14 protein-coding genes are annotated in these 20,989 nt (G+C 46.7%); 8 read left to right on the top strand and 6 right to left on the bottom strand.

Annotation, left to right across the window (positions count from 1 at the left end; genetic code table 11):
* Positions 1–20: 20 nt before the first annotated feature.
* Both OSC7112_RS12115 and OSC7112_RS12110 read left to right on the top strand, forming a co-directional pair.
* Positions 21–1,988 carry an ABC transporter ATP-binding protein/permease gene (locus tag OSC7112_RS12115; RefSeq protein ID WP_015176168.1) on the top strand — a complete coding sequence of 656 codons (1,968 nt, stop codon included), beginning with the start codon at positions 21–23 and terminating at the stop codon, positions 1,986–1,988.
* Between the two features lie 452 nt (positions 1,989–2,440).
* Positions 2,441–4,105, top strand: coding sequence for an NB-ARC domain-containing protein (locus tag OSC7112_RS12110; RefSeq protein WP_015176166.1), 1,665 nt, complete (start codon positions 2,441–2,443; stop codon positions 4,103–4,105).
* A 67-nt stretch (positions 4,106–4,172) separates the two neighbouring features.
* On the opposite strand, the gene OSC7112_RS12105 is transcribed toward OSC7112_RS12110, so the two are convergent.
* The 3 genes from OSC7112_RS12105 to OSC7112_RS12095 form a co-directional block, all read right to left on the bottom strand.
* On the bottom strand, positions 4,173–5,903 hold the full coding sequence (locus OSC7112_RS12105; RefSeq protein ID WP_015176165.1) for an NAD(P)H-quinone oxidoreductase subunit 4: 1,731 nt from the start codon (positions 5,901–5,903) through the stop codon (positions 4,173–4,175).
* Positions 5,904–6,201: 298 nt separating this feature from the next.
* Positions 6,202–7,002, bottom strand: a complete 801-nt coding sequence (locus OSC7112_RS12100) for a Uma2 family endonuclease (protein ID WP_015176164.1) — start codon at positions 7,000–7,002, stop codon at positions 6,202–6,204.
* Positions 7,003–7,104: 102 nt separating this feature from the next.
* The gene (locus OSC7112_RS12095; protein ID WP_015176163.1) at positions 7,105–8,034 is read right to left on the bottom strand and encodes an ADP-ribosylglycohydrolase family protein; all 930 of its coding nucleotides are present in this window, start codon (positions 8,032–8,034) and stop codon (positions 7,105–7,107) included.
* Positions 8,035–8,252: 218 nt separating this feature from the next.
* Here OSC7112_RS12095 and minC point away from each other — a divergent pair, with 218 nt between their 5' ends.
* The 3 genes from minC to minE all read left to right on the top strand — a co-directional run bounded on the left by minC (position 8,253) and on the right by minE (position 10,776).
* On the top strand, positions 8,253–9,056 hold the full coding sequence (gene minC / locus OSC7112_RS12090) for a septum site-determining protein MinC (protein ID WP_015176162.1): 804 nt from the start codon (positions 8,253–8,255) through the stop codon (positions 9,054–9,056).
* A gap of 325 nt (positions 9,057–9,381) precedes the next feature.
* Positions 9,382–10,188: a septum site-determining protein MinD gene (gene minD / locus OSC7112_RS12085; RefSeq protein ID WP_015176161.1), complete on the top strand. Its 807-nt coding sequence runs from the start codon at positions 9,382–9,384 to the stop codon at positions 10,186–10,188.
* Positions 10,189–10,404: 216 nt separating this feature from the next.
* A complete protein-coding gene (gene minE, locus OSC7112_RS12080; protein WP_015176160.1) occupies positions 10,405–10,776 on the top strand; it encodes a cell division topological specificity factor MinE in 372 nt (123 codons plus the stop codon).
* Between the two features lie 396 nt (positions 10,777–11,172).
* Here minE and OSC7112_RS12070 read toward each other — a convergent pair whose 3' ends face one another.
* From OSC7112_RS12070 to OSC7112_RS12060, 3 genes are all read right to left on the bottom strand, one after another.
* Positions 11,173–13,788: a chloride channel protein gene (locus OSC7112_RS12070; RefSeq protein ID WP_015176158.1), complete on the bottom strand. Its 2,616-nt coding sequence runs from the start codon at positions 13,786–13,788 to the stop codon at positions 11,173–11,175.
* A 37-nt stretch (positions 13,789–13,825) separates the two neighbouring features.
* Positions 13,826–14,041, bottom strand: a complete 216-nt coding sequence (locus tag OSC7112_RS12065; protein ID WP_041622497.1) for a hypothetical protein — start codon at positions 14,039–14,041, stop codon at positions 13,826–13,828.
* Positions 14,042–14,257: 216 nt separating this feature from the next.
* Positions 14,258–15,412, bottom strand: a complete 1,155-nt coding sequence (locus OSC7112_RS12060; RefSeq protein ID WP_015176157.1) for a DUF58 domain-containing protein — start codon at positions 15,410–15,412, stop codon at positions 14,258–14,260.
* A gap of 283 nt (positions 15,413–15,695) precedes the next feature.
* On the opposite strand from OSC7112_RS12060, the gene OSC7112_RS12055 reads away from it, so the two are divergent.
* The 3 genes from OSC7112_RS12055 (at position 15,696) to OSC7112_RS12045 (ending at position 20,951) form a co-directional block, all read left to right on the top strand.
* Positions 15,696–16,976 carry a type IV pilus twitching motility protein PilT gene (locus OSC7112_RS12055; protein ID WP_015176156.1) on the top strand — a complete coding sequence of 427 codons (1,281 nt, stop codon included), beginning with the start codon at positions 15,696–15,698 and terminating at the stop codon, positions 16,974–16,976.
* Positions 16,977–17,544: 568 nt separating this feature from the next.
* Positions 17,545–19,176 carry a polysaccharide biosynthesis protein gene (locus OSC7112_RS12050; RefSeq protein WP_015176155.1) on the top strand — a complete coding sequence of 544 codons (1,632 nt, stop codon included), beginning with the start codon at positions 17,545–17,547 and terminating at the stop codon, positions 19,174–19,176.
* A gap of 569 nt (positions 19,177–19,745) precedes the next feature.
* Entirely contained in the window at positions 19,746–20,951 is a 1,206-nt protein-coding gene (locus OSC7112_RS12045) for a glycosyltransferase family 2 protein (RefSeq protein WP_015176154.1), read from the top strand.
* The last annotated feature ends 38 nt before the right edge of the window (positions 20,952–20,989 follow it).

The raw sequence follows: 20,989 nt of genomic DNA, 5'->3' as shown, positions 1-20,989 counted from the left end.
TAGTTTTGTAAACAGCAAAGATGAATCGATTTGACCGTCAGTTGTGGGAGAGGTTTATTGCGATCGCTCAACCTTACTTTTATCCTTTAGAGCCTGGGGGCGGCAGAATCTTTTTAGGATTAGTGGCGCTGTTGTTGATATTTCTGTTCGCTGCGATGTTTGTGTTCGTCAGCGCTGTATGTTTGGGTGCTCAAGTCTTTTTTCCAGAGGCTTTTAACGCGGTTGCGGCTGGCTTAGCTACTTTGATCAAAGGAATTATCTACTCACCGACAATTGCGATCGTTGGTTTAATGCTAATCCTCCCGATGGCTGCTTTTGTCTTTTTCAGAAGCAAGTTGATACCGCGCTGCAAGCAGTGGATAATGTTAGCTCTGCTGCTATTTTTGTCGCTGTCAGTTAGCGGGATTAACGTAGTAATTAGCTACATTGGTAACTTTTTCACGACGGCACTTGCTGAAAAAGATCAGACTACTTTTTGGCGGTTTATGTGGGTCTATGCTGGAGTTTTTATCATCGGTACTCCGATAGTGGTGATTTACCGCTATACCCAAGATAAACTGGGACTGTATTGGCGAGAGTGGATGACTGATAGTTTCCTGGATAGATATTTTGAAAACCGCGCTCATTACGAAATAAATTCTCAAAAGGAAATCGACAATCCCGACCAGCGAATTGCTGAAGATATCAAATCTTTCACTAGCACGAGTTTGGATTTTTTGCTGCTGATTTTGGGAGCGATTATTGATGTTATTTCTTTTACAGGTATTTTGTGGTCTATTTCTAAAGGTCTTTCGATAGGACTAATCTTTTATGCTGTCTTTGGGACGGCAGTAATGGTAATTATTGGCAAAAAATTGATAGTTTTGAACTTCAATCAGCTCCGCAAAGAAGCTGACTTTCGCTATGGCTTGGTTCACATTAGGGACAATTCAGAATCAATTGCTTTTTATCGGGGAGAAGCACAGGAATCTGTTCAAGTAAAAAACCGATTTTTAGCAGCAGTTCGGAACTTTAATTTGCTAATTGGCTGGCAGCGGAATCTGCAATATTTTACACTTAGCTATAAATATGCGACTTATATTATTCCATCTTTGTTTCTGGCTTCTATCTACTTTGGAGGTCAGATAAAATACGGCGATATTACTCAAGCTGAATTTGCTTTCCGTCAGGTTTTAGAAGCATTTTCTTTGGTCGTATATAATATTGAAAGCTTGAGTGCTTTTGCAGCGGGAATTAATCGTCTCGCCACGTTTAATGAGTCTTTAATAAATGAAAAAAATGCTGTTCAAATCGACGAATTCAGAACAATCGATACAGTTATAAATTCGCAGTTGACGCTGGAACACGTTACGTTAGATACTCCGAAGTATCAAAACACTTTGATTAGGGATTTGTCGGTAGCTGTGTCGCCAGGAGAAGGACTGTTAATTGTCGGGCAAAGCGGTACTGGGAAAAGTTCTTTGCTGCGGGCAATTGCGGGTTTGTGGGAATCGGGAACGGGGCGTTTGGCGCGGCCGAAATTGGAGGAAATGCTGTTTTTGCCGCAGCGTCCTTATATGATTTTGGGTAGTTTGCGATCGCAACTTTTGTATCCCAATACTAGCAGCGAGGTTGATGAGGAAAAATTGCGCCGCGTTTTGGCATCAGTAAATTTAGCAGATTTGCCGGACAGATTGGGCGGTTTTGATGCGGATTTAGATTGGGCTGAGATTTTGTCGCTGGGAGAACAGCAACGTTTAGCTTTTGCTAGATTGTTGTTGACGGAACCGAAATACGCTATTTTGGATGAGGCGACAAGTGCTTTGGATTTGAAGAACGAGCAACATTTATACGAGCAGTTGCAAGCCACTAAAACTACGTTTGTGAGTGTCGGCCACCGATTGAGTTTAGTAAAATATCACCAGCAGGTTTTGGAACTTTTGGGCGATGGGAGTTGGCGGCTGCTTTCTGCCCGAGAATACCGCGCTAGTGCGACAATTTTTGGCTGATACAGCGCTGCTTTCAAAAATTGTAAATTTAGCGGGTTTTTGGTTCGCGGTGGGTGGTGGTGCGGTTGGAGATTTAGGGTTTGGTGCTATAAATTAAGCGCCGCGCCTCCACTCTACAATAGGTTTTACGGGTAGGGAAATAGCAACAGTTAATGCCGCTCGACTCCCCGTTCCTCATACCATCTTAGATTAAAGAATTAAAGAATTGAAGAATTGAAGAATTGAAGAATTGAAGAATTGGAAATGGCTGATTGTGCATGAGTTTGGAGCTTGCCTACAGTTGCATTTTTTTTACTTGTATCGCAATCGATAATAGGGTATAAATATCTAAAAATGCCCAAACAACAACAAAAAGCAAGCTGAACGTTTTTAGCTTCGATTCAATTGCTCGCCTGCGAGAACTCACACAATATAATAGAAGATAGATTTTTAGTAGAGGCGAGATTCCTACCTTGACTACTCCGATTCCTCAAAACTTTGTGCAAACGATCGCCAAACAGCGCGGTGTCACAGATGCCGAGTTAGAAACTGTGTTTATGGCTCTCGACGGTCAATCTACAGCGACGATCGCCACAAAGCTTGGCATTAGCGACATCGCCGTTCGCAAAAGACTAGGCGAAGTTTACAAAAAGTTTCAGATCGGGGGGAACGGCCCTGGAAAGCTTTCGGAATTGAGGCATCAGTTGCTGTTTTCATACCACACCGATCGGGGAACGAGCGATTTTAGTCGAGGTAAAGGCTCTCTATTGAAGATGGGGATTGGACAGCGACAGGAAGATTGGGGCCAAGCACCGGATGTTTCGGTTTTTTACGGACGGACTGAAGAATTAACTACTTTAAAGCAGTGGATTGTATCAGATAATTGTCGCCTGGTAGCGCTGCTGGGTTTGGCTGGTAGCGGCAAAACAACTCTGTCGGTGCAGTTGGCAAAACAGGTACAGAATGAGTTTGATTTTGTGATTTGGCGATCGCTGCGATCGACACCCGCACCATCGGACTTCCTAGGAAGCTTAATTCAACTTTTTTCTAACCAACAAAAACCCGATGTGCCGTTAGGGGAACCCGCCCCTACGGGGGCTACGCCAACGAAGAGGATCGACCTCAACAGCAAAATTTCTCGCTTGGTCGAGTATCTGCGAAAACACCGCTGTCTGGTAATTTTAGACGATTTTGAAGCGGTTCTCAGACCTGCAGAATTAGCCGGACACTACCGGGAAGGCTATGAAGGATATCGAGATTTAATCGTGCGGCTGTGTGAGGTCAATCACAATAGCTGTTTACTGCTAGTTAGTTCGGAAGAGCCTACGGAACTGGCTTTGCTGGCGGGAGAAAAAGTGCGGTCTTTAAAACCTGCTATTTCCGAGGAAATAGCGCGGGAAATTTTCCAAGAAAAAGGTTTGTCGGCTCAAGAGCGAGAGTGGGAAATCTTGTTATCCCGGTACGGAGGCAATCTGTTAGCATTAAAGATTGTAGCGACAACAATTAACGAGTTTTTCGAGGGGAATGTTTTAAAGCTTTTGGAAGCAACGGCTTTATTTATTGAAGAACATATCAGCAATTTGCTCGCGCAGCAGTTCGAGCGAATGTCGAGTTCTGAACAAGAGATTGCCTACTGGATTGCTATTGCTCAAAGCCCGATTTCCCTGGCGACTTTACGAGAGGAGATGTTGGTCAATTCATCGCTTTCAGATTTGCTAAAAAATCTAGATTCTCTGGGTCGTCGCTCGCTGATTGACAAACTCAGTGAGGGCGGGGAAACTGTTTTTATGCTTCAGCCTTTGATCGTGCAATATGTGACGGACAGATTAGTCGATCGGATTCGAGCGGAGGTTTTGGAGACGGTTAAGACCCAAGGAATAGAAAGCATGGGGCTGTTGAAAACTCACAAATTGAGCATCAACATTGCTAAACGGAAAGGGGATAAAGGCGAACCAAGTAGCTCTATTTTAGCATTAGTAAAAAATCGGTTGCAAGTTTTGTTTGCGAAGACGACAGGCTTTGAAGAACCGCTAAATATCTTGAAGAAAGTGGCCTCTGAACTCGATGATAAATCGATTCTTGAGGTGGGATATGCTAGGGAGAATCTGGCGCAGATTATTTCAGAAATTCAGCGCTAAGAAAAAGGCGATCGCCCTTTGACAAAAGCGATCGCCCAATTTTCAACACAAACAGAGTTCGATAAAATTATTTGACAATGCCAAAAACCGATGCAGATTCAGACCCTGTAATTTTGTCCAAAGCCGGCGCTTTTTGAGCTTGGGCAATTTTGGGAACCAAAAGTTGATTCGCATAAATCCGAGGATTTTGTTGAGCAATTTGGATGTAAGATTGGCGGACTTCTGCGTTGACTGCGACAGTCTTGGCGTCGTAGACTTGCATCGCCATCTTGGGATAAAAACCAATGCCGACAATCGGTATCAAAAAGCAAAATGCGATCGCCACTTCCCGAGGTTTAGCATCAATAAACGGTGCATCACCAGGCAAAACGCAACTATTACCGAAACAAACCGCTTCATCCAGATTGTTTCTCTGATTCTGCAAATTGAGATCCTCAAGGTCGCAAGCAGCCAGTCTCCCACAGTTGTAAAATAACTGTCGCAGCATCGAGAGCAAATAAATCGGCGTCAAAATCAGTCCTACTGCCGCCAGGAACACTGTCACCGCCCGGAAAGAACCGCTGTACATATCGCTAGTTGCGACGCCCACAAACACGGACAATTCGCTAGCAAAACCGCTCATTCCGGGGAGTGCCAAAGAAGCCATCGCGCCTGCGGTAAACAAAGCAAACACTTTCGGCATGACTTTTCCAATCTCGCCCATCTCGTCCATGATCATTGTATGGGTGCGATCGTAAGTAACGCCAGCCAGGAAAAACAATACTGAGGCGATTAAACCGTGGGAAATCATTTGCAACAGCGCCCCGTTGATTCCCAAATCCGTGAAGGAAGCAATACCCAACAACACGAATCCCATGTGAGAAATCGACGAATTCGCTAGGCGGCGCTTCATGTTCGATTGGCCGAAGGAATTCAGCGCGCCGTAGATAATATTGACTACGCCGAGCACCGCCATAATCGGTGCAAAGTAAACGTGTGCTTGGGGAAGAAGTTCCAAATTCAGCCGAATCAGTCCGTATCCGCCCATTTTCAGCAATACGCCGGCCAGAATCATCGACACGGGAGAAGATGCTTCGCCGTGGGCATCAGGCAGCCAAGTGTGGAAGGGGAAAATCGCCAGTTTCACACCGAAGGCAATCAGCAATCCCGCATAAAGCAGTAATTCTAAACCCAGTGGGTAGTCCTTCAAGCCTAGTTCTACCATGTCGAAGGTGGGGGTGCCTCCGCCGTAGAATGCCATTGCTAAGGCAGCTATCAAAATAAAGATGGAAGCGCCTGCGGTGTAAATCAAGAATTTGGTAGCTGCGTAGCGGCGGTTTTGTCCGCCCCAAATCGAGATTAGCAGGTACACCGGAATTAGTTCTAGTTCCCAGACAATGAACAGCAGCATGATGTCTTGGGCGACGAAAACTCCTATTTGTGCGGAGTACATCACCAGCATCAGGAAGTAGAAGAGTCGTGGCTTGCGATCGACTTCCCAGGCTGCAAAGATTGATAGCGTCGTCACCAATCCCGCCAACAGTACCAGCGGAACTGACAGTCCGTCAACGGAAACAGACCAGTTGAAGCCTAAAGAAGGTATCCAGGAATATTGTTCTACGATTTGGAAACTAGAGATACTCGGATCGTAATGAGTCCAAAACACCCAGCACATTAATACAAAATCTGCAATACCTACGCCTAGGGCATACCAGCGGACGGTTTTGCCGTCTGTATCCGGCAGAAAAGGGATGGCGAGGGAAGCTAGGAGGGGTAGGATGACAATTGCGGTCAGCCAAGGAAATTGATCCGCTATCATAGTGAGAATAAATACTTAGTTGGAAGTTACCAAAATTATAATACTAAATTTAATTAAAACTTAAGATTTATTCATAAATATTTTTTATATCGAGATAAAGGCGTAAAAGCATATCACGAATTGTTACACACGTCAATTAATTTTCGATTTTTGATTTTTGATTGTCGATTCAGGACTTACGAACAACTAAATATAGAGTTTTGTAGGCGCAATCTACCTGTGGTTGCGCCTGTTCTGGTAGATGGTTGGGTAAGTCCTGTGTCTTAATGGCGATCGTAAATTAGCTTTCAATCAGCGTTCAATCTGGCTCAACTCCCAATTCGCGCAACTTAGCCGCCAATCGTTGTGCCCTTTGGCTTTCCTGGTCAGCCCTTTGCCTTTCCTGGTCAGCCCTTTGCCTTTCTTGCTCAGCCCTTTGCCTTTCTTGCTCAGCCCTTTGCCTTTCCTGGTCAGCTTGTTCTGAACTCCACAGCAACAAATTACCTAAATTATCCCACCAGCGCAGCCAGTTCATGGTTTGTCCCAACCTTTCCCCCGACCAAATCCCCAGATATAGTTCCAGTTGTGGAATCAACACCCGCCCCTGCTCATTGGCTGAATGTAAAACATACCGCCCATCTTGCAAATAGCGCACTTCTAAAATACCTTCGTAGGGGTCATAAGTGACATAAGTAGGTACTTGAATAATCTGTTCGTAAAAGTGGAGTTTGCCATAGGGCGGAGTTGCTCTGACCGATAGTTCTCCTCCCTCTGCTTCCGAGAGAAACTCCATCACGATCGCCACATTAGCACCATCAGTATGAGGAGTATAACTACGGCGGATTACCCCCTCTGCTAGAGGATGCACTTGCGGCACATAAAACCAGTCTGGAGCTTTGACAACAATCTTTTTATTGACTGTGGCGACTAACCCCAAATTAGAGGCAATCAGCATTTCTGGCTGGATACATCCTGCGGCTCCCAGTGCATCGGTGAGAGCAGCGGCGAGAGAAGGTTGTTGAATATTTTCCACCGGATCGTCGGGTAATACGAAGTTAGCTGGTAGGGGTTCCCAGGTGACGGTTAGTTTGGGTTTGATAGACGGGGCTTCGAGTACCATTGTATTAACCCTCAACCAGAAATGCGTGTGTAAATTGATCTATGTTAACTCAAGTTGCTAGTTATTGTAAAAACAAAGAAGGTTAAAAACTGATACAAGTATTCAGAGCGTTCTAGATAAAGTCAAGAGCCGATCGCCAAAAGATGCAATTAAAGAGCGATCGACTAATTGCGAGATCCATTTTTCCGGTATACCAGATTCTCCGTAAAAAGCCCCCGCCAACTGTCCGTAAACCGCACCAGTCGTATCCGCGTCGTCGCCCAAATTCACAGCCAACAAACAGCCTTCAGCAAAAGAAGAACTGTTGTAAAACGCCCAAAGTACCGCCTCCAAAGACTTGACAACATAACCCGTACCCTTAATTTCAGGAGGTTGTCGCAATTTAAAAGAACCCGCCGCAATCTCATCAATCTCTGCCACCAGCGGATTTGCTCCCCAATAGCCAGAAATCGGACAATATCTTTCCGAAAGCAACACATCTTTAGCAACCCCATTCACAGCCCCCGCAATTAAAGCACCAAAATAGCGGCAAGCATCCACACAAGTAGCAGCACCGTGAGTAGTTCGAGAACTTTCTGCTGATTTTTCTATGACTTCCAAAGGATTATTCGCATAAAACAAAGGCACGGGAGCCAAGCGCATAATCGAACCATTTCCAGCAGCCCAAGCATCCGTAGAACCGCAGTAAGGTTTTCTTGTATCTTCAAACTGCCAAAGTGCTTGTTGAACCGTATTGCCAATATCAAAACATTCACCCGTACTGCTCAAATGTCCGTCTGTACTCCACCGCAGATATGTTTCTAATTGATGGACTGGATCGAAACCCTGTTTCTCAATCAAACTTTGGGCCAAACAAAGCGCCATCGAAGTATCATCAGTCCACTCGCCCGGTTGCAGTCGAAACGGGCCGCCGCCAACCATATCGTTAATAGGCGCAAAACTTCCGGGGCGACAGAACTCTAAAGTTGTTCCCAAAGCATCGCCAACTGCTAAACCGAGAAGACTGCCGCGATAACGTTCTATTTGCTGCATAACCTAATTGAAAATTAATAATTAGTAAGCACGTTGTTATTGAATAATCATAGCTTGTCAAAACTATTTCTTTCTTCTGCTCTCTATTCTCTTTCTCTGTGTCCTCTGCGCCCTCTGCGGTTAATAAAAAAAATCTTGTTCACAAACGAAGCTGAGCCAAAAGACCGATCGAGCTAATATTGAGGTTAACCTGTCCCTACCAGAGATCAAACTGTCCCATGACACCCGATGCCTCCGCCGCAGCCGCTGCTGCCGCCCCTCAATCAACACCCGAAGTCAGCTTAGAGTTGCAAGTCCGACTCAAGACAGAAGATGGACAGCTACTGTTGCTACTCCCCCCAGAAACCAACAGCGAACCCGCAACAGCCTCCGCCTCGACTTGGACTGAACTTTGGCAGCAGCTAAAAGTCAGGCTGAATGCAGGAGAACGCTTTTGGCAACCAAACGCAGAAGTACAATTGATGGGGAACGATCGACTTTTAGATATCCGCCAACTGCAAGAGATTGCCGAGGCCCTCTCCGAAGTGGAACTGCAACTCAAACGAGTCCACACCAGCCGCCGCCAAACCGCCGTTGCCGCAGCTACAGCAGGCTATTGTGTAGAACAGCAGCCTCCGGTTTCTTCCCTGAATAAAGCCGCCGCCGAAAAACCGCAATCGCTGGCGGAACCTTTATATTTGCAGATGACAGTGCGATCGGGCGTAGAAATTCGCCATCCCGGCACCGTCGTACTTTTGGGAGACGTAAATCCCGGCGGCTCAGTCATCGCCGGAGGCGATATCCTAGTTTGGGGCCGTTTGCGGGGAGTCGTGCACGCCGGTGCCGGTGGCAACACCAAAAGCGTGATTATGACCTTGCAGATGGAACCGATGGTGATTAGGATTGCTAAGTATGTTGCCAGAGGCCCAGAAACCTCACCCGCTCAGTTTTTCCCGGAAGTCGCCTATGTGACGCCTCAAGGGATTCGGATCGGTAGAGCCTCTGATTTTGACAAATCGCAGTTAGTCGGGGGTAATGAGTAATCGGTAATTGGGAATTGGTGATTGGGAATTGGTAATGGGTAATTTGTAATACGATTTCTCTTGAAGCCTGCACTTGATAATTTTTCCCTTGGCTAAATCAGCCACTAAAGGACGATTTAAAAATTAAGTGCAAATTCATAGATAATTAGTATTACAATGAGAGATTTGAGTGTTGAGTTAATTCACTGAATAACAGATTGCTGCAAAATCACCAAAGAATAATTGCTAATTATCAACCAACAATAAAACCAATTACTAATTACCCATTACCCATTACCAATTCCCCATCACCAATCACCAATTCCCAATAAATCTAAAATCGCTTATGGCTCGCATTATTGTTGTTACATCAGGGAAAGGCGGGGTAGGAAAAACCACCTCCACAGCCAATCTCGGCATGGCTTTAGCTAAGCGGGGACGCACCGTTGCTGTAATTGATGCCGATTTCGGTCTCAGAAATTTAGACTTGCTGCTGGGCTTAGAAAATCGCATTGTTTACACGGCATTAGAAGTTCTCGCTGGAGAGTGCCGGTTAGAGCAAGCTTTGGTGAAAGACAAGCGGCAGCCGCGCTTGGTGCTGTTGCCGGCTGCCCAAACTCGGATGAAAGATGCCATCAGCGCCGAGCAAATGAAGCAGCTTGTGGGTATGTTGACAGCAAAATACGACTATATTTTGATCGACTCTCCTGCTGGAATTGAACAAGGCTTTCAAAATGCGATCGCCCCGGCTCAAGAAGGTATCATTGTCACCACTCCAGAAATCGCTGCTGTCCGCGATGCCGATCGAGTCATCGGGCTGCTGGAAGCCAACAACGTCAAGAAAATCAACCTGATCGTCAACCGGATCAGACCCGCAATGGTGCTGGCAAATGATATGATGTCGGTGCAAGACGTGCGGGAAATCCTCGCCATTGCGCTGTTAGGCGTCGTTCCCGACGACGAGCGCGTCATCGTTTCCACCAACCGAGGCGAACCATTAGTATTGTCGGAAACTGCCTCTTTAGCTGGAACTGCCTTTGACAATATTGCCCGCCGCTTAGAAGGCGAAAAAGTTGAATTTCTCGATCTAAATCCCCGTCCCGAAAACTTCTTTACTCGCCTCCGCAAGTTCTTAAATACTAAAATTATGTGATGTGCTGATTGGCGATCGATCTTTAACAGCAGCGACCGCATCACAAAAACTAGCCCAAATTTTCCCCCAGTTACACCAGTTGCCAAAAAGAATGAAACTGTAGACCAACTCCAAACCTGACGGGAATCACTGATTCCCCAATCGAAAATCGAAAATCGAAAATCGAAAATGGTATGACCTTTTCTATGCCTAACCCTTGACAAACCCGCTAGACCCATGATATACACACTTCTCGAACGACTTTTCCCGCGCACCCCTGACAACAGCCGCGACGAGGTAAAACGTCGCCTCAAACTGGTTCTAGCCCACGACCGCTCAGAACTCAGCCCAGAAATGGTTGAGTCAATGCGCCGAGAAATTCTAGAGGTGGTATCTCGCTACGTGGAAATCGATACCACCGGGTCTGAGTTCTCGCTCGAGAGCGACCAGCGGGCCACAGCACTGATTGCAAATCTTCCGATCCGGCGAGTCAGGCTAGAACATCCACCGGAGAATTTGCCCAAGAATTTGCCCGCGAATCGGCCCGAGAATCGACCAGAATATGTACCGGAGTATGTAGTCGAAACTCTGCCCGACACGAGAGATTAACCGGGGAACATCTGCAGCTTTGTAAAAATATTTTTTTTGTTTGAATGCGAGCCTTTATATGGTTTCCGATAGCATCGGAATTATGTAGTGCTGTCCCCGCTGGCGAAGTCGATTGCGAGCGGGGACAGCACTATCGATGATAATATATAATTCCGATGGTACCGGATTTGATATTACTCGCGATCGCGCGACAGCGCTACAAAAACAAAACTCAGATGCTCCCTCAAAAACTATTCTCGTTTCTATCAAAAATGTTTCAATATCAAAACAAATCACCGGATTAACGATCGCTCTACGATTCATACCGTGTCCGATCAATTAAACGCACGCACTGCAAACCGTTTTTGTTATAGTAATCGACCGGATACGAGATCGCTTGTGGTTCATTTTCCTGCTTCAAAACGCTCTCACCAAAATCACATTGCAGTTGCTTTGGCGAGAAATCGCGGCTGGAATATTTCCCTGTTTCATCTGTTGCAACAATCCCTCTCGACTCGCACCCAAAACAATCACATCGCTTCGATCGTGTTTGGCATAACTCAACACTGCCGCCGACACAGAATCAGCACATACAGAAGTCGTCAAGATAGAGGCATTCACTTGAGGCTTGAGAAACTGAGCGGCAAGTTTCAAGACTTCCTCAGTTGGTTCAAAATCAGCACGGTCGTCGGCTTGGCGCTCCTGAGAACCATCGTACACATGAAATAATCTGACTTGTGCGGTTTTGCTCAGAGAAATCAATCCAGGTAGCAACCGAACTGCTTGCTGGGCATTGGGTCCGCCTGCCATTGGTACCAACCACCGCTCAAATATTGCTCGATCAGTTAACTTCACCAACACCACTTCACAAACAGCTTGTCGAATCATAGTATCGACAACTCGACTAAAAACCCGCCCCGGTGTTTTAGTGCTGCCTTTCCACCCCATGAAGACGAGATCGATATGTCGCTCTTCGATCGTTTCGAGAATGGCACTTGACAAATCATGCGCCACTAGAATCTGGGTATGGATCGGAACTCGCCACGCTTGACATAGACGGATTGCCTGCTTTAGTAGCTTTTGACTCTCAGCCGTTGTTACTGGAGTTTCTGCAAGCACATGATGTCTTGGCACAACAATCACCTGCAAACATTCAATTTCATAGTTGCGATCGCGGGCAATTGCCACTGCCATTTCTAACAGCGTCAGGGATGTTTTTGGATTGCTCAACGGCACGAGGATGCGCCCTTGTCCCGTTTCTGGCGATTTGGTTTGGTGAATTATCCGAGCTCGTTCTACCTTGGGTTGAGCGAGACTTTCGTTGTTGAGATAAGCTGCTTCAACGCGAATGATATCGCTGCGGGTAATAATACCGACCAATCGCCGTCCTTCTACGACTGGTAAGCTATTGAGATTGTGTCTGTCGAGCAAATGCAGCACATAGGCAAGCGTATCTTCTGGATCGATGCGAACGGGATCTGGTGTCATCAGATCGCTGACAAGATTCTCACCATTCAATCCTCGTGCAGAAAAGTTGGCAATATCCTTTTGAGTTAAAATGCCGACAAGCTTGCCGCTTTCGACCACCGGAAACGTGCGGTGGGAAGACTGAGAAAACGCCTGTAACGCTTCTTCGAGCCGAATTCGACTAGAAAGCGTTTCTACTTTAGGCTGCATCACATCCAATGCAGTTAGATCTGTCCAAGGATCTTGAGCGCTCGTTTCTTTCGTCAGGTGAATGCCTTTAAAGGCGAGTAAGCGATCGTAAAGCGAACCCTCATCGAGCAATTCTGCAATCAGGTAAGAAGTCACAGATACGATCATCAGCGGCAACACTAAATTAAAGTCAGTCGTCATCTCAAACACCAGGATTACCGCAGTAATCGGAGTGCGAGCAACCGCACAGAAAAATGCCGCCATCCCAACCCGTGCATAAGTGGTTGCCAGACTTAAACCCAAAACTTGGTGTTCTGCGACTCCTACGAGGTATCCTAACGCTGCACCGAGTACCATGCTGGGAATCAGCAACCCGCCCGGTGCGCCAGAACCGTAGGTGACGACAATCAGAAAAAACTGGATGCAAAAGACGATCGCCACGAGTTGCCAGTCTGCATTTCCGGTTAAGAGCAGTTCTTTGAGTCCGGCATTGTCTCGAAATATATCTGGTAAGGCAGCGAGTGCAATTCCCGCAATCAGCCCAGCAAATCCGATTCGCCAGGGTAAGCCGACATGGAGAAAGCGGCGGTACAACGTCAAACTTGTAAGGATTGAGCGATTAAACAGCACACCAAGTCCGCCTGCTAGAATTCCCAGCAGCAGGTAAAAGGGAATCTCACCCGCAGAAAAGCTGGTATTAAAGACAACAAGATGCAGATCTAAATCGAGATTGTGCGAACCACTGATCCGAGCGACAACCGACCCGATGAACGAAGCCAGGATCGCTGTTCCCAAGGTGATTCCAGAAACGTCTTGCAACAGTTCTTCGACCACAAATAAAACACCTGCGATCGGCGCATTAAACGCGGCTGCAAGTCCCGCTCCGGCACCTGCTGCGAGGATCTGACGGCGATGATCGGGTGAAGTTGGGAACCATCGACTCAGTTGACTCGCTAACGCTGCCCCAATCTGTACCGTGGGTCCTTCTCGTCCGAGGGGCATTCCTGCAGCGAGTACGAGGGTGGCGCTGACCAACTTCACGAGGGCAATTCGCAAATTCAAAGGCATCGGAACGTTTGCGAGTACCGCCTTCACTTCGCTCATGCCGCTCCCGCTGGCGGCGGGAGCCATGCGATCGACTATCAATCCAGACAAGAATCCGCCTAGGACTCCGATCGACGGCAGCGCAATATATGCCGGGATTAAATGCGTTGCCTGCTGCCGCCAGCCGCCGAGCCAACCAACTCCTTGTGCCAACAACAGCGCAGCCAGTCCTGACACTAGCCCAATCAGGCAGGCTTCAAAAATTGCCAATCGCTTGGGACGCAACAGCAGATGCGAAAAGCGACTCCAGAGAAGTTTTCCGATGCGTATCATTTTGCCTTTGGTGAAAGTGCAGACGTTGAAGATCCGGTTAAAGCAGCGGTTTGGGGGATGCTGGATTGAGACCTGCAGGCTGCTCGGTGGGCGATCGCCAAAGCTGTTGTGGGTGATGCCTAAACCAGTAGTCTATCGCAATGCCACCGGCGAACAACAGCAGCAATAAATATAGTTCTGTTCGCCCAAAAAGAGGGTTTGAGCGATCGGCGGGAGCGAATTTTCTCTCTTTGTCATCAAATTCGTCTTTCATATTTTTATATCATTTCCGGTTACACCGGAATGATGTTGACAGTTGACAGTTGACTGTTGACGCCGTGAACTGTCAACTGTCAACAGTCAACTGTCAAGTCGAATTTACTATTCCGATACTAACGGATGTGATATTATACACTAAATGATAAAAATTCTCCCATTCTGACTGAAGCGGCTCCGCTCTTCATTCTTAACGAGCCTAGCCTCTACAAGTTTATGAAATGCTTTCTTGTAACTGAAGTTCTAACGGTCGGTCAGAGCGAATTTTCAAACCAGGTAAATCGTATTTTACTAAAGTTTTTTCGCCGGTTTCAGCAGTTGCTAACGGCCAGAGTACCCAACGACTACCCGGGCAAAGAGTGCTTAAAGTTGCAGAGTTTTGAGTCAGCCAAATTATCGGCAGTTTCGGCCGATTATCGATCGCATCTTCCCCAGCATTAACCGCCGCTAAAGTTTCCAAAACTACCCGGTTCCCCGATACGAGTCCAGTCCCGGCAGTCCAAAGTTTGACGTTTAACAGGCGCTTGCTAGCATAGAAGTAAAGAGACGCAGCTACTGTCACGGCTCGTTCAAATTCTTCTGGCTGCCAGCCCTGGGCGCTGTCGAGAGCAATAATAATTTCTTGACCGCCGGCTGCAACTTCTAACTCTCTCACCCGCAATTCTCCGTAGCGGGCGCTGGTGCGCCAGTGAATCAGGCGGGTGGGGTCTCCGTGGCGGTAAGGTCTCAGGTTGCGGGTGAGACCTTCGGTGGCAGTTTGCGATCGACTGCGATTGTAAAATTGCGGGCTGTCTTCTTGACCGATGCGATCGATCAAAGGACAAGTGCTCAACGGCAAAACTTGTGGATACACAACCGCCACTGCTTTGACTGGGCGGCTGCGCCGGCACCAAAACAACCCTAAAGGTGCCGCCGTCCTCAAGTTTACCTCTTGCCACCGATAGACGCCGCGCTGCCGGACTTCTAGATAGTATGTATCCCTGTATATACTGTTAGGCTCTATGACTTCGATCGGGCGGACAACCGGTTCTCCCAATACAAACGGCAAGATGTCTACCACTTGCAACAGAGTCTTAGGTTGGCGGGCGCGATTTTCGATTTCTAGTTCGACGGTGATTCGATCGCCCGCACTCACCGGTTCGATGGGGCGGCGGCGGACTTCCAGGGAACGGAGCGATTTTGCTGGCAAAACCGCCGCTACTCCCAACAGCGCCAAACCCCCACCGCTGAGTACGTACAGCCACCCAGACATTGTATTAGTCGCCGACCCAAAAAAGAAAACCGTCATCCCCGACAGCAGCCAACCCGCGTAGGCAGGGGTAACAGCGCGATTTTCGAGCCAGTCGGCGATTTTGTGACCGATGTTCATAGAAGTTTAAATTGTTAATTACTCGATCGCCCCATCAAGCCTAATTGTAAAATATTCTCAGCATTTAACACCGAATTAGCTGCGAGCGATTAGATTAGAAATCGGGCATTTTTTCGCAATAAATCTACATTGACCCCGCCCAAAAACGGATACCCTGCCACGTACACTCAGTCAGGGTCGATCGCCAAATTTTAGACTCTAGTTCCTGCTCCCAGATTAATCTGTGGAGTAAATCTAAAATCTAAAATCTAAAATCTAAAATAGACTGACTGGAGACCAAAAAATGAACCCATTAAACAATCCTACACCCCTTCAACCAGAGGCTCAAGCCCGCCGGCGAACACCGCCGCCGCCGCCGCCCTTGGCTGCAACACCCGCGCCTCCTGCACCCGCGCCTGCTGCGCCCCCAGCCCAGCAGCAGCGGCCAGTCGAGACACCCGTCAGCACGATCGAACAAATGGTCAGAGATGCCCATAGCGCCTCGGCTTCCGACATTCACATTCGAGTCGGCCAAGTACCTCGATTTCGGATTCGGGGCGTGATGCAAGTAGCAACTAACCACCCCAAAGTAACGCCAGAAATTTTTGAACATTACCTAGCCGAAATTCTCACCCCCGAACAGCGAAAACAGTTTGCAACTACCAAGGAATTAGACTCAGCAATTTTTTACCCTGGCTTCGTGCGGTGTCGGCTAAACTGTTTTGAGTCCCTCACCGGCGGTGCCATAGTATTGCGGTTGATCAGTTTGGAAATACCTACTATCGATTCCTTGAGGTTGCCAGAAGTTTTCAAAAATATCATTTTGCGATCGCAGGGATTAATATTGGTTACTGGGCCTACCGGTTCGGGGAAATCGACAACCGTAGCTGCGATGATCGACCACCTCAATCAGATGGAGCAAAAGCACGTAGTTACAATTGAAGACCCGATCGAATTCATTCACCCTTCTAAAAAATGCTTGGTCAGCCAGCGGGAAGTCGGCTTGCATACCCACGAGTTTCAGCAGGCTTTGCGGGCTGTTTTGCGGGAAGATCCAGATGTAATTCTCATCGGGGAAATGCGCGATCGCGTTACCATCAATACAGCATTGCAAGCAGCTCAAACCGGTCACTTAGTATTGGGAACTCTCCACACTCGCAGCGCCATTAACGCTATTAATCGGTTGTTGAACCTGTACCCGCCCGAGGAACAACAGGCGATGCGGATTCAAATTTGCGATTCTTTAGTAGCGGTAATTGCCCAACTTTTGCTGCCTACAGTTGACAACCGCCGGGTAGCAGTTCACGATATTTTGGTGAATACACCTGCCATGCACGATTACTTGATGAAAGGTGCTGATGATGAAGCTTTCCGATTAATGGAACACGATACTTACGAAGGAATGCAGATTATCAACCAGGGTCTTTACAAACTGGTGCTTGAAGGCAGAGTGACGATCGAAGAAGCAGCAAAAATTTCTCCCGAGGCCAGCGATTTAGACCGTCGCTTGCGGACAGGAGGCTACGATGTTGCCGACGCTCGTGGCTTTGAAGGCAGCAAAAAAGAACGCACCGTTCGCGCCTAGTCGCAGCACACATACAGGGGTAGGCACAGCAGGACTACCCCACCCATCAAGTAACAATATTTTCAGCAGACGGAAATATTCGATCGATGCTTTTGTGCGTATTTTTACTTAAATTTTAACTATGTTTAGTAACAAAAAATACATTTTACTTAAAAAGTAAAATGCTATAATCAATGTTGAGTCTATTGTTAAGTTTTTTTAAACGCAGACCCTACTTTACATAAACTTTAAAATTGCGTGAAAACTCGTAGGTTATTGCAAAGAAATAGTAAAGATATGTTCGGAGTATTGGCAGCACTCAGCAATTTAAGTATATAGTTGTAGTGACAAATTTTCGACAGAGAACATTCTGACTTTGCCGATATTTGCCGATCGTAAAAGCAAGCAGGTTACAAAAGCGCTTAATAAAACTACAAGCAGAGCCGATCGCGTGTCTTTCCAATTAAGTAGCTTGCCGTCCAAAAAATCCTACAACCAAGCAGACTTTTAAAGATTCTGTCCCTCGAAAATTTGTTTAACAACGCGCTTATCAGCAACGGTATTTCTAGAATTTAAAGGAGCCAAAAAAGTGAAGAGTGCATTTAACCAAAGAGAAGTGTTTGAAGGTGCCAGCAAAGCGGAAATAATCGAGCGCATCCAGCAGCTAGTTCCCCCCGGTTCCCCGGAACCCCAAGATCCACAAATCCTCGCGGCATTACAAACTCTCACCGCACAGCTAATCGCAGCCTATCAAGCGGACGGACAATTAGAAAGCGAACCTTTTAGCGACGTGCGGGGTCGCACCATTCATCTATACGCATCCGCAGTCAGTAGCAAAATCAAAGGAAAAAGCATCCTCATTACCGGTGGAGAAGGATGTGTCGGTCGTTTCTTAATCGAAAAACTCCTTGAATTAGGCGCAACGAAAATCATTTCCGCAGACAACGCCCGATGTCAAAACCCCGAAGAAAATCTCCCGCTTTTTACCAGACAAGGTGGAGTAACTTTCTATGCCGCCGACATTCGCAACTTCGAGGCGCTGAAACACATATTTGAGGTAGAAAAACCAGAAATTGTTTTTCACCTAGCAGCCCAACGCCAACCCGGACTAGCTGAAATCAAAATTCGAGAAACAGTTACAACCAGTCTATTAGGATGTAAACACGTCATCCAACTCTGCGAAGAATACGGCGTAGAACACTGCATCTTCTCTTCTACAGGCAAAACATCTCGATATTTTACAACCGAAGTTTACGCCGCCTCGAAGAAGTTTGCCGAATGGCAATTTGCCAAAGCAGCTCAAGAAGGAGATGTCACTTACGGGATGGTTCGCTTTACTCATATGTTGGAAAATAGCTTGTTCTGCGAGCAAATGTCCAAAAAAGTAGAGCAAGGTAAAACAGTCAACGTTCACGCTCCCCACCGCTACGTAACTGCTCAAAATCTTTTTGAAGCCGTACATTTATTGCTGAATTCTCTGATTGTGTCCGTTCCCGGAAAACTGAAATTTGTTGCTGTAAGTAATCTCGGTTGGCCGACAGAAACCTTGGAAGTAGCTCTTTATAAAATTCTTGAATCCGGCAAAAATCTGCCGATTTATTTTCAAGGACTTTTGCCGGGATACGAAGAACCTTTTTTCCTGGGACAGTTTGACTGGAAAAAACCTACAGACATTCACCTCCTAATCAATGTGTTGGAAGATCCTTTTAGAAGTGTTAACGATGCTGGCGACATGGTGAGTGTAGAATTAGCTCCTTTTTCTTTGCGCGTGTTAGATAAACAAGTGTCGAAGCTGGAAAGCCTAATCATCGATCCAGATTTCCCCGAAGTGCAAATCAAGCACGCTCTTGTGGCAGCGGAAAAAGAAGTGATTGCTTCCTCTTTTGCGTGGAGTGCCCCTGAAGACTTGTTGAAGATTTTGCAGTGGGGAATCAATCCCAAGAAATTGCAAGGTTACGGAACGGAAATCGCTGACTATAGCGAGATTATCGAACTCCTCCTGCAAGGAATCTGCGGGCGGCTTAACCAAGAAGTCTTGCACAGTGCTGGAGTTAGGGCAGATGAGTTTGATGACTTAGTTGAGAGTCTTTCTACCCTGGATTCTATTCAAGCAGAAGTGGGGTATTTGCGATCGGTGTCGAGATATCTCAGAGAATTTGCACCCCCCGCACAGTTCACAACCAAAAAATCTGAACCTGTTGCTATCCCCGATGCAGCGTAGCTTGAACATAGTTTTGAGTTGGGAGATTGCTTCCTGAGTGCCCACCCACAGGGGATGAATGAGTTATATCAATTCCGGTTGCACGAGCGAAATGATTGTTGACTGTTTACTGTTGACTGGGGGTCGAAAAACTCAATGGTTGAGTGTTAACTGTTGACTCGATTTTATTATTCCGATGCAACCGGATTTGACGTTAAACATCGACTAAGTGTTTAGTTGATTCAAAATAGAACACCTAGAAACCCGGTTTCTTTTAGAAACCGGGTTTCTCCAGTCTGAGCTTGTTTGAGGTTTAATTAAATTGAGTGACTTAACATTGTCAGAATTGACATGATATGATATTATTTTTAACCGCACAACCGCAATCAAATTAATTGGTAGTGAGGACGCTAGTCCTAGTAGTTTTAGGAGAACTTAAGTCCTCACAACAAATGTGAGAATGGTGATTTTTTGCGGGGATGATATAATGATAGTTTAGAGAGCGTGGCACAGTGAGTTAACAAAGGTGCAATAAGATTAAATAAACTCAATGAACGCAAAAAATAAAATTAAATTAAGGTACTAGAATTGTGGAAATTAATCAGCTACTCTTCCTATTGATTGATGTTGTGCTATTGGCGATCGCCCTGATCCTTCTAATTCCCGTTTCAGTTCTATTTCTAGAATGCAGTGCAGCTTTATTCTCCGGCCAGGGCGACACAGCGGAAACTAAAGCGCCCCGCCCCAAAGTAGCCGTTTTAATTCCTGCCTACAACGAAGCAGCAGGAATTGCCGCCACCATCTCCACCATATTGCCGCAGCTAACACCTCAAGACCGCCTGTTAGTGATTGCTGACAACTGCACGGATCAGACGGCAGAAATCGCCCGCAACTGCGGTGCAAGTGCGATCGAGCGCCAAGACACACAACGCAAGGGCAAAGGATACGCACTGGATTTCGGCTTGCAGTCGATCGAATCAGACCCCCCCGAAGTAGTCATCATGGTTGACGCAGACTGCATCTGTCAGCCAGACTCTATAGAAAAATTAGCCCGGGTTGCAGTTGCCGAACAAAGACCAGTGCAAGCAACTTATCTCATGGAACAGCCACCAAATCCTACTCCTAAAGATTCCATTTCTGCTTTAGCATTTCTTGTGAAAAACTTAGTCCGTCCCAGCGGATTAAAAAAGTTAGGATTCCCATCATTACTAACAGGTACTGGCATGGCTTTTCCCTGGTCGATAATTCGATCGGTTTCCCTAGCAAGCAGCAATATTGTTGAAGATATGCAGATGAGTTTGGATTTGGCGATCGCCGGACATCCAACAGTATTCTGCCCCGAAGCCAACGTCACCGGGTGTTTGCCGCAGCAGCAGCAAGCAGCTAAAAGTCAAAGAACCAGATGGGAACACGGTCACATACAGACATTGTTAACTCAAACTCCCCGGCTGACAGCAGCTTCTGTCGAGCAAAAACGTTTTGACTTATTGGCGATCGCCCTCGACTTATCCGTCCCTCCCCTATCGCTTTTAGTCGCTATCTGGCTAGCCGCTTTTGCAGCATCCATACTAGCAGCAATTTTGGGAACATCCCCAATTCCAGCCGTCTTGTTAGCAGTACAAGGATTGCTGATTTTAGTTTCCATTGTCAGCGCTTGGGCAAAATTCGGGCGTGCCGATATTTCTGGCTCAACTCTCTTATCTGTACCTTTTTACATCCTTTGGAAAATCCCTTTGTATCTAGGTTTTCTCCTGAAGCGGCAAACCAAATGGGTGCGAACAGAACGCGATGTTTAGTATTCGGTAGGGTGCATCATCCAGATACTTGATCTCAG

The organism is Oscillatoria nigro-viridis PCC 7112, assembly GCF_000317475.1.
GTDB lineage: Bacteria > Cyanobacteriota > Cyanobacteriia > Cyanobacteriales > Microcoleaceae > Microcoleus > Microcoleus nigroviridis.
The sequence above is the reverse complement of the archived record's forward strand: the minus strand, read 5'-3'. Positions and strand labels throughout refer to the sequence as shown.

Bases quoted from the DNA above. Each gene is read 5' to 3' on its own strand.
- OSC7112_RS12115 (WP_015176168.1), top strand. From the start codon at position 21: ATGAATCGATTTGACCGTCAGTTGTGGGAGAGGTTTATTGCGATCGCT.
- OSC7112_RS12105 (WP_015176165.1), bottom strand. From the start codon at position 5,903: ATGATAGCGGATCAATTTCCTTGGCTGACCGCAATTGTCATCCTACCC.
- OSC7112_RS12100 (WP_015176164.1), bottom strand. From the start codon at position 7,002: ATGGTACTCGAAGCCCCGTCTATCAAACCCAAACTAACCGTCACCTGG.
- OSC7112_RS12095 (WP_015176163.1), bottom strand. From the start codon at position 8,034: ATGCAGCAAATAGAACGTTATCGCGGCAGTCTTCTCGGTTTAGCAGTT.
- minC (WP_015176162.1), top strand. From the start codon at position 8,253: ATGACACCCGATGCCTCCGCCGCAGCCGCTGCTGCCGCCCCTCAATCA.
- minD (WP_015176161.1), top strand. From the start codon at position 9,382: ATGGCTCGCATTATTGTTGTTACATCAGGGAAAGGCGGGGTAGGAAAA.
- minE (WP_015176160.1), top strand. From the start codon at position 10,405: ATGATATACACACTTCTCGAACGACTTTTCCCGCGCACCCCTGACAAC.
- OSC7112_RS12070 (WP_015176158.1), bottom strand. From the start codon at position 13,788: ATGATACGCATCGGAAAACTTCTCTGGAGTCGCTTTTCGCATCTGCTG.
- OSC7112_RS12065 (WP_041622497.1), bottom strand. From the start codon at position 14,041: ATGAAAGACGAATTTGATGACAAAGAGAGAAAATTCGCTCCCGCCGAT.
- OSC7112_RS12060 (WP_015176157.1), bottom strand. From the start codon at position 15,412: ATGAACATCGGTCACAAAATCGCCGACTGGCTCGAAAATCGCGCTGTT.
- OSC7112_RS12055 (WP_015176156.1), top strand. From the start codon at position 15,696: ATGAACCCATTAAACAATCCTACACCCCTTCAACCAGAGGCTCAAGCC.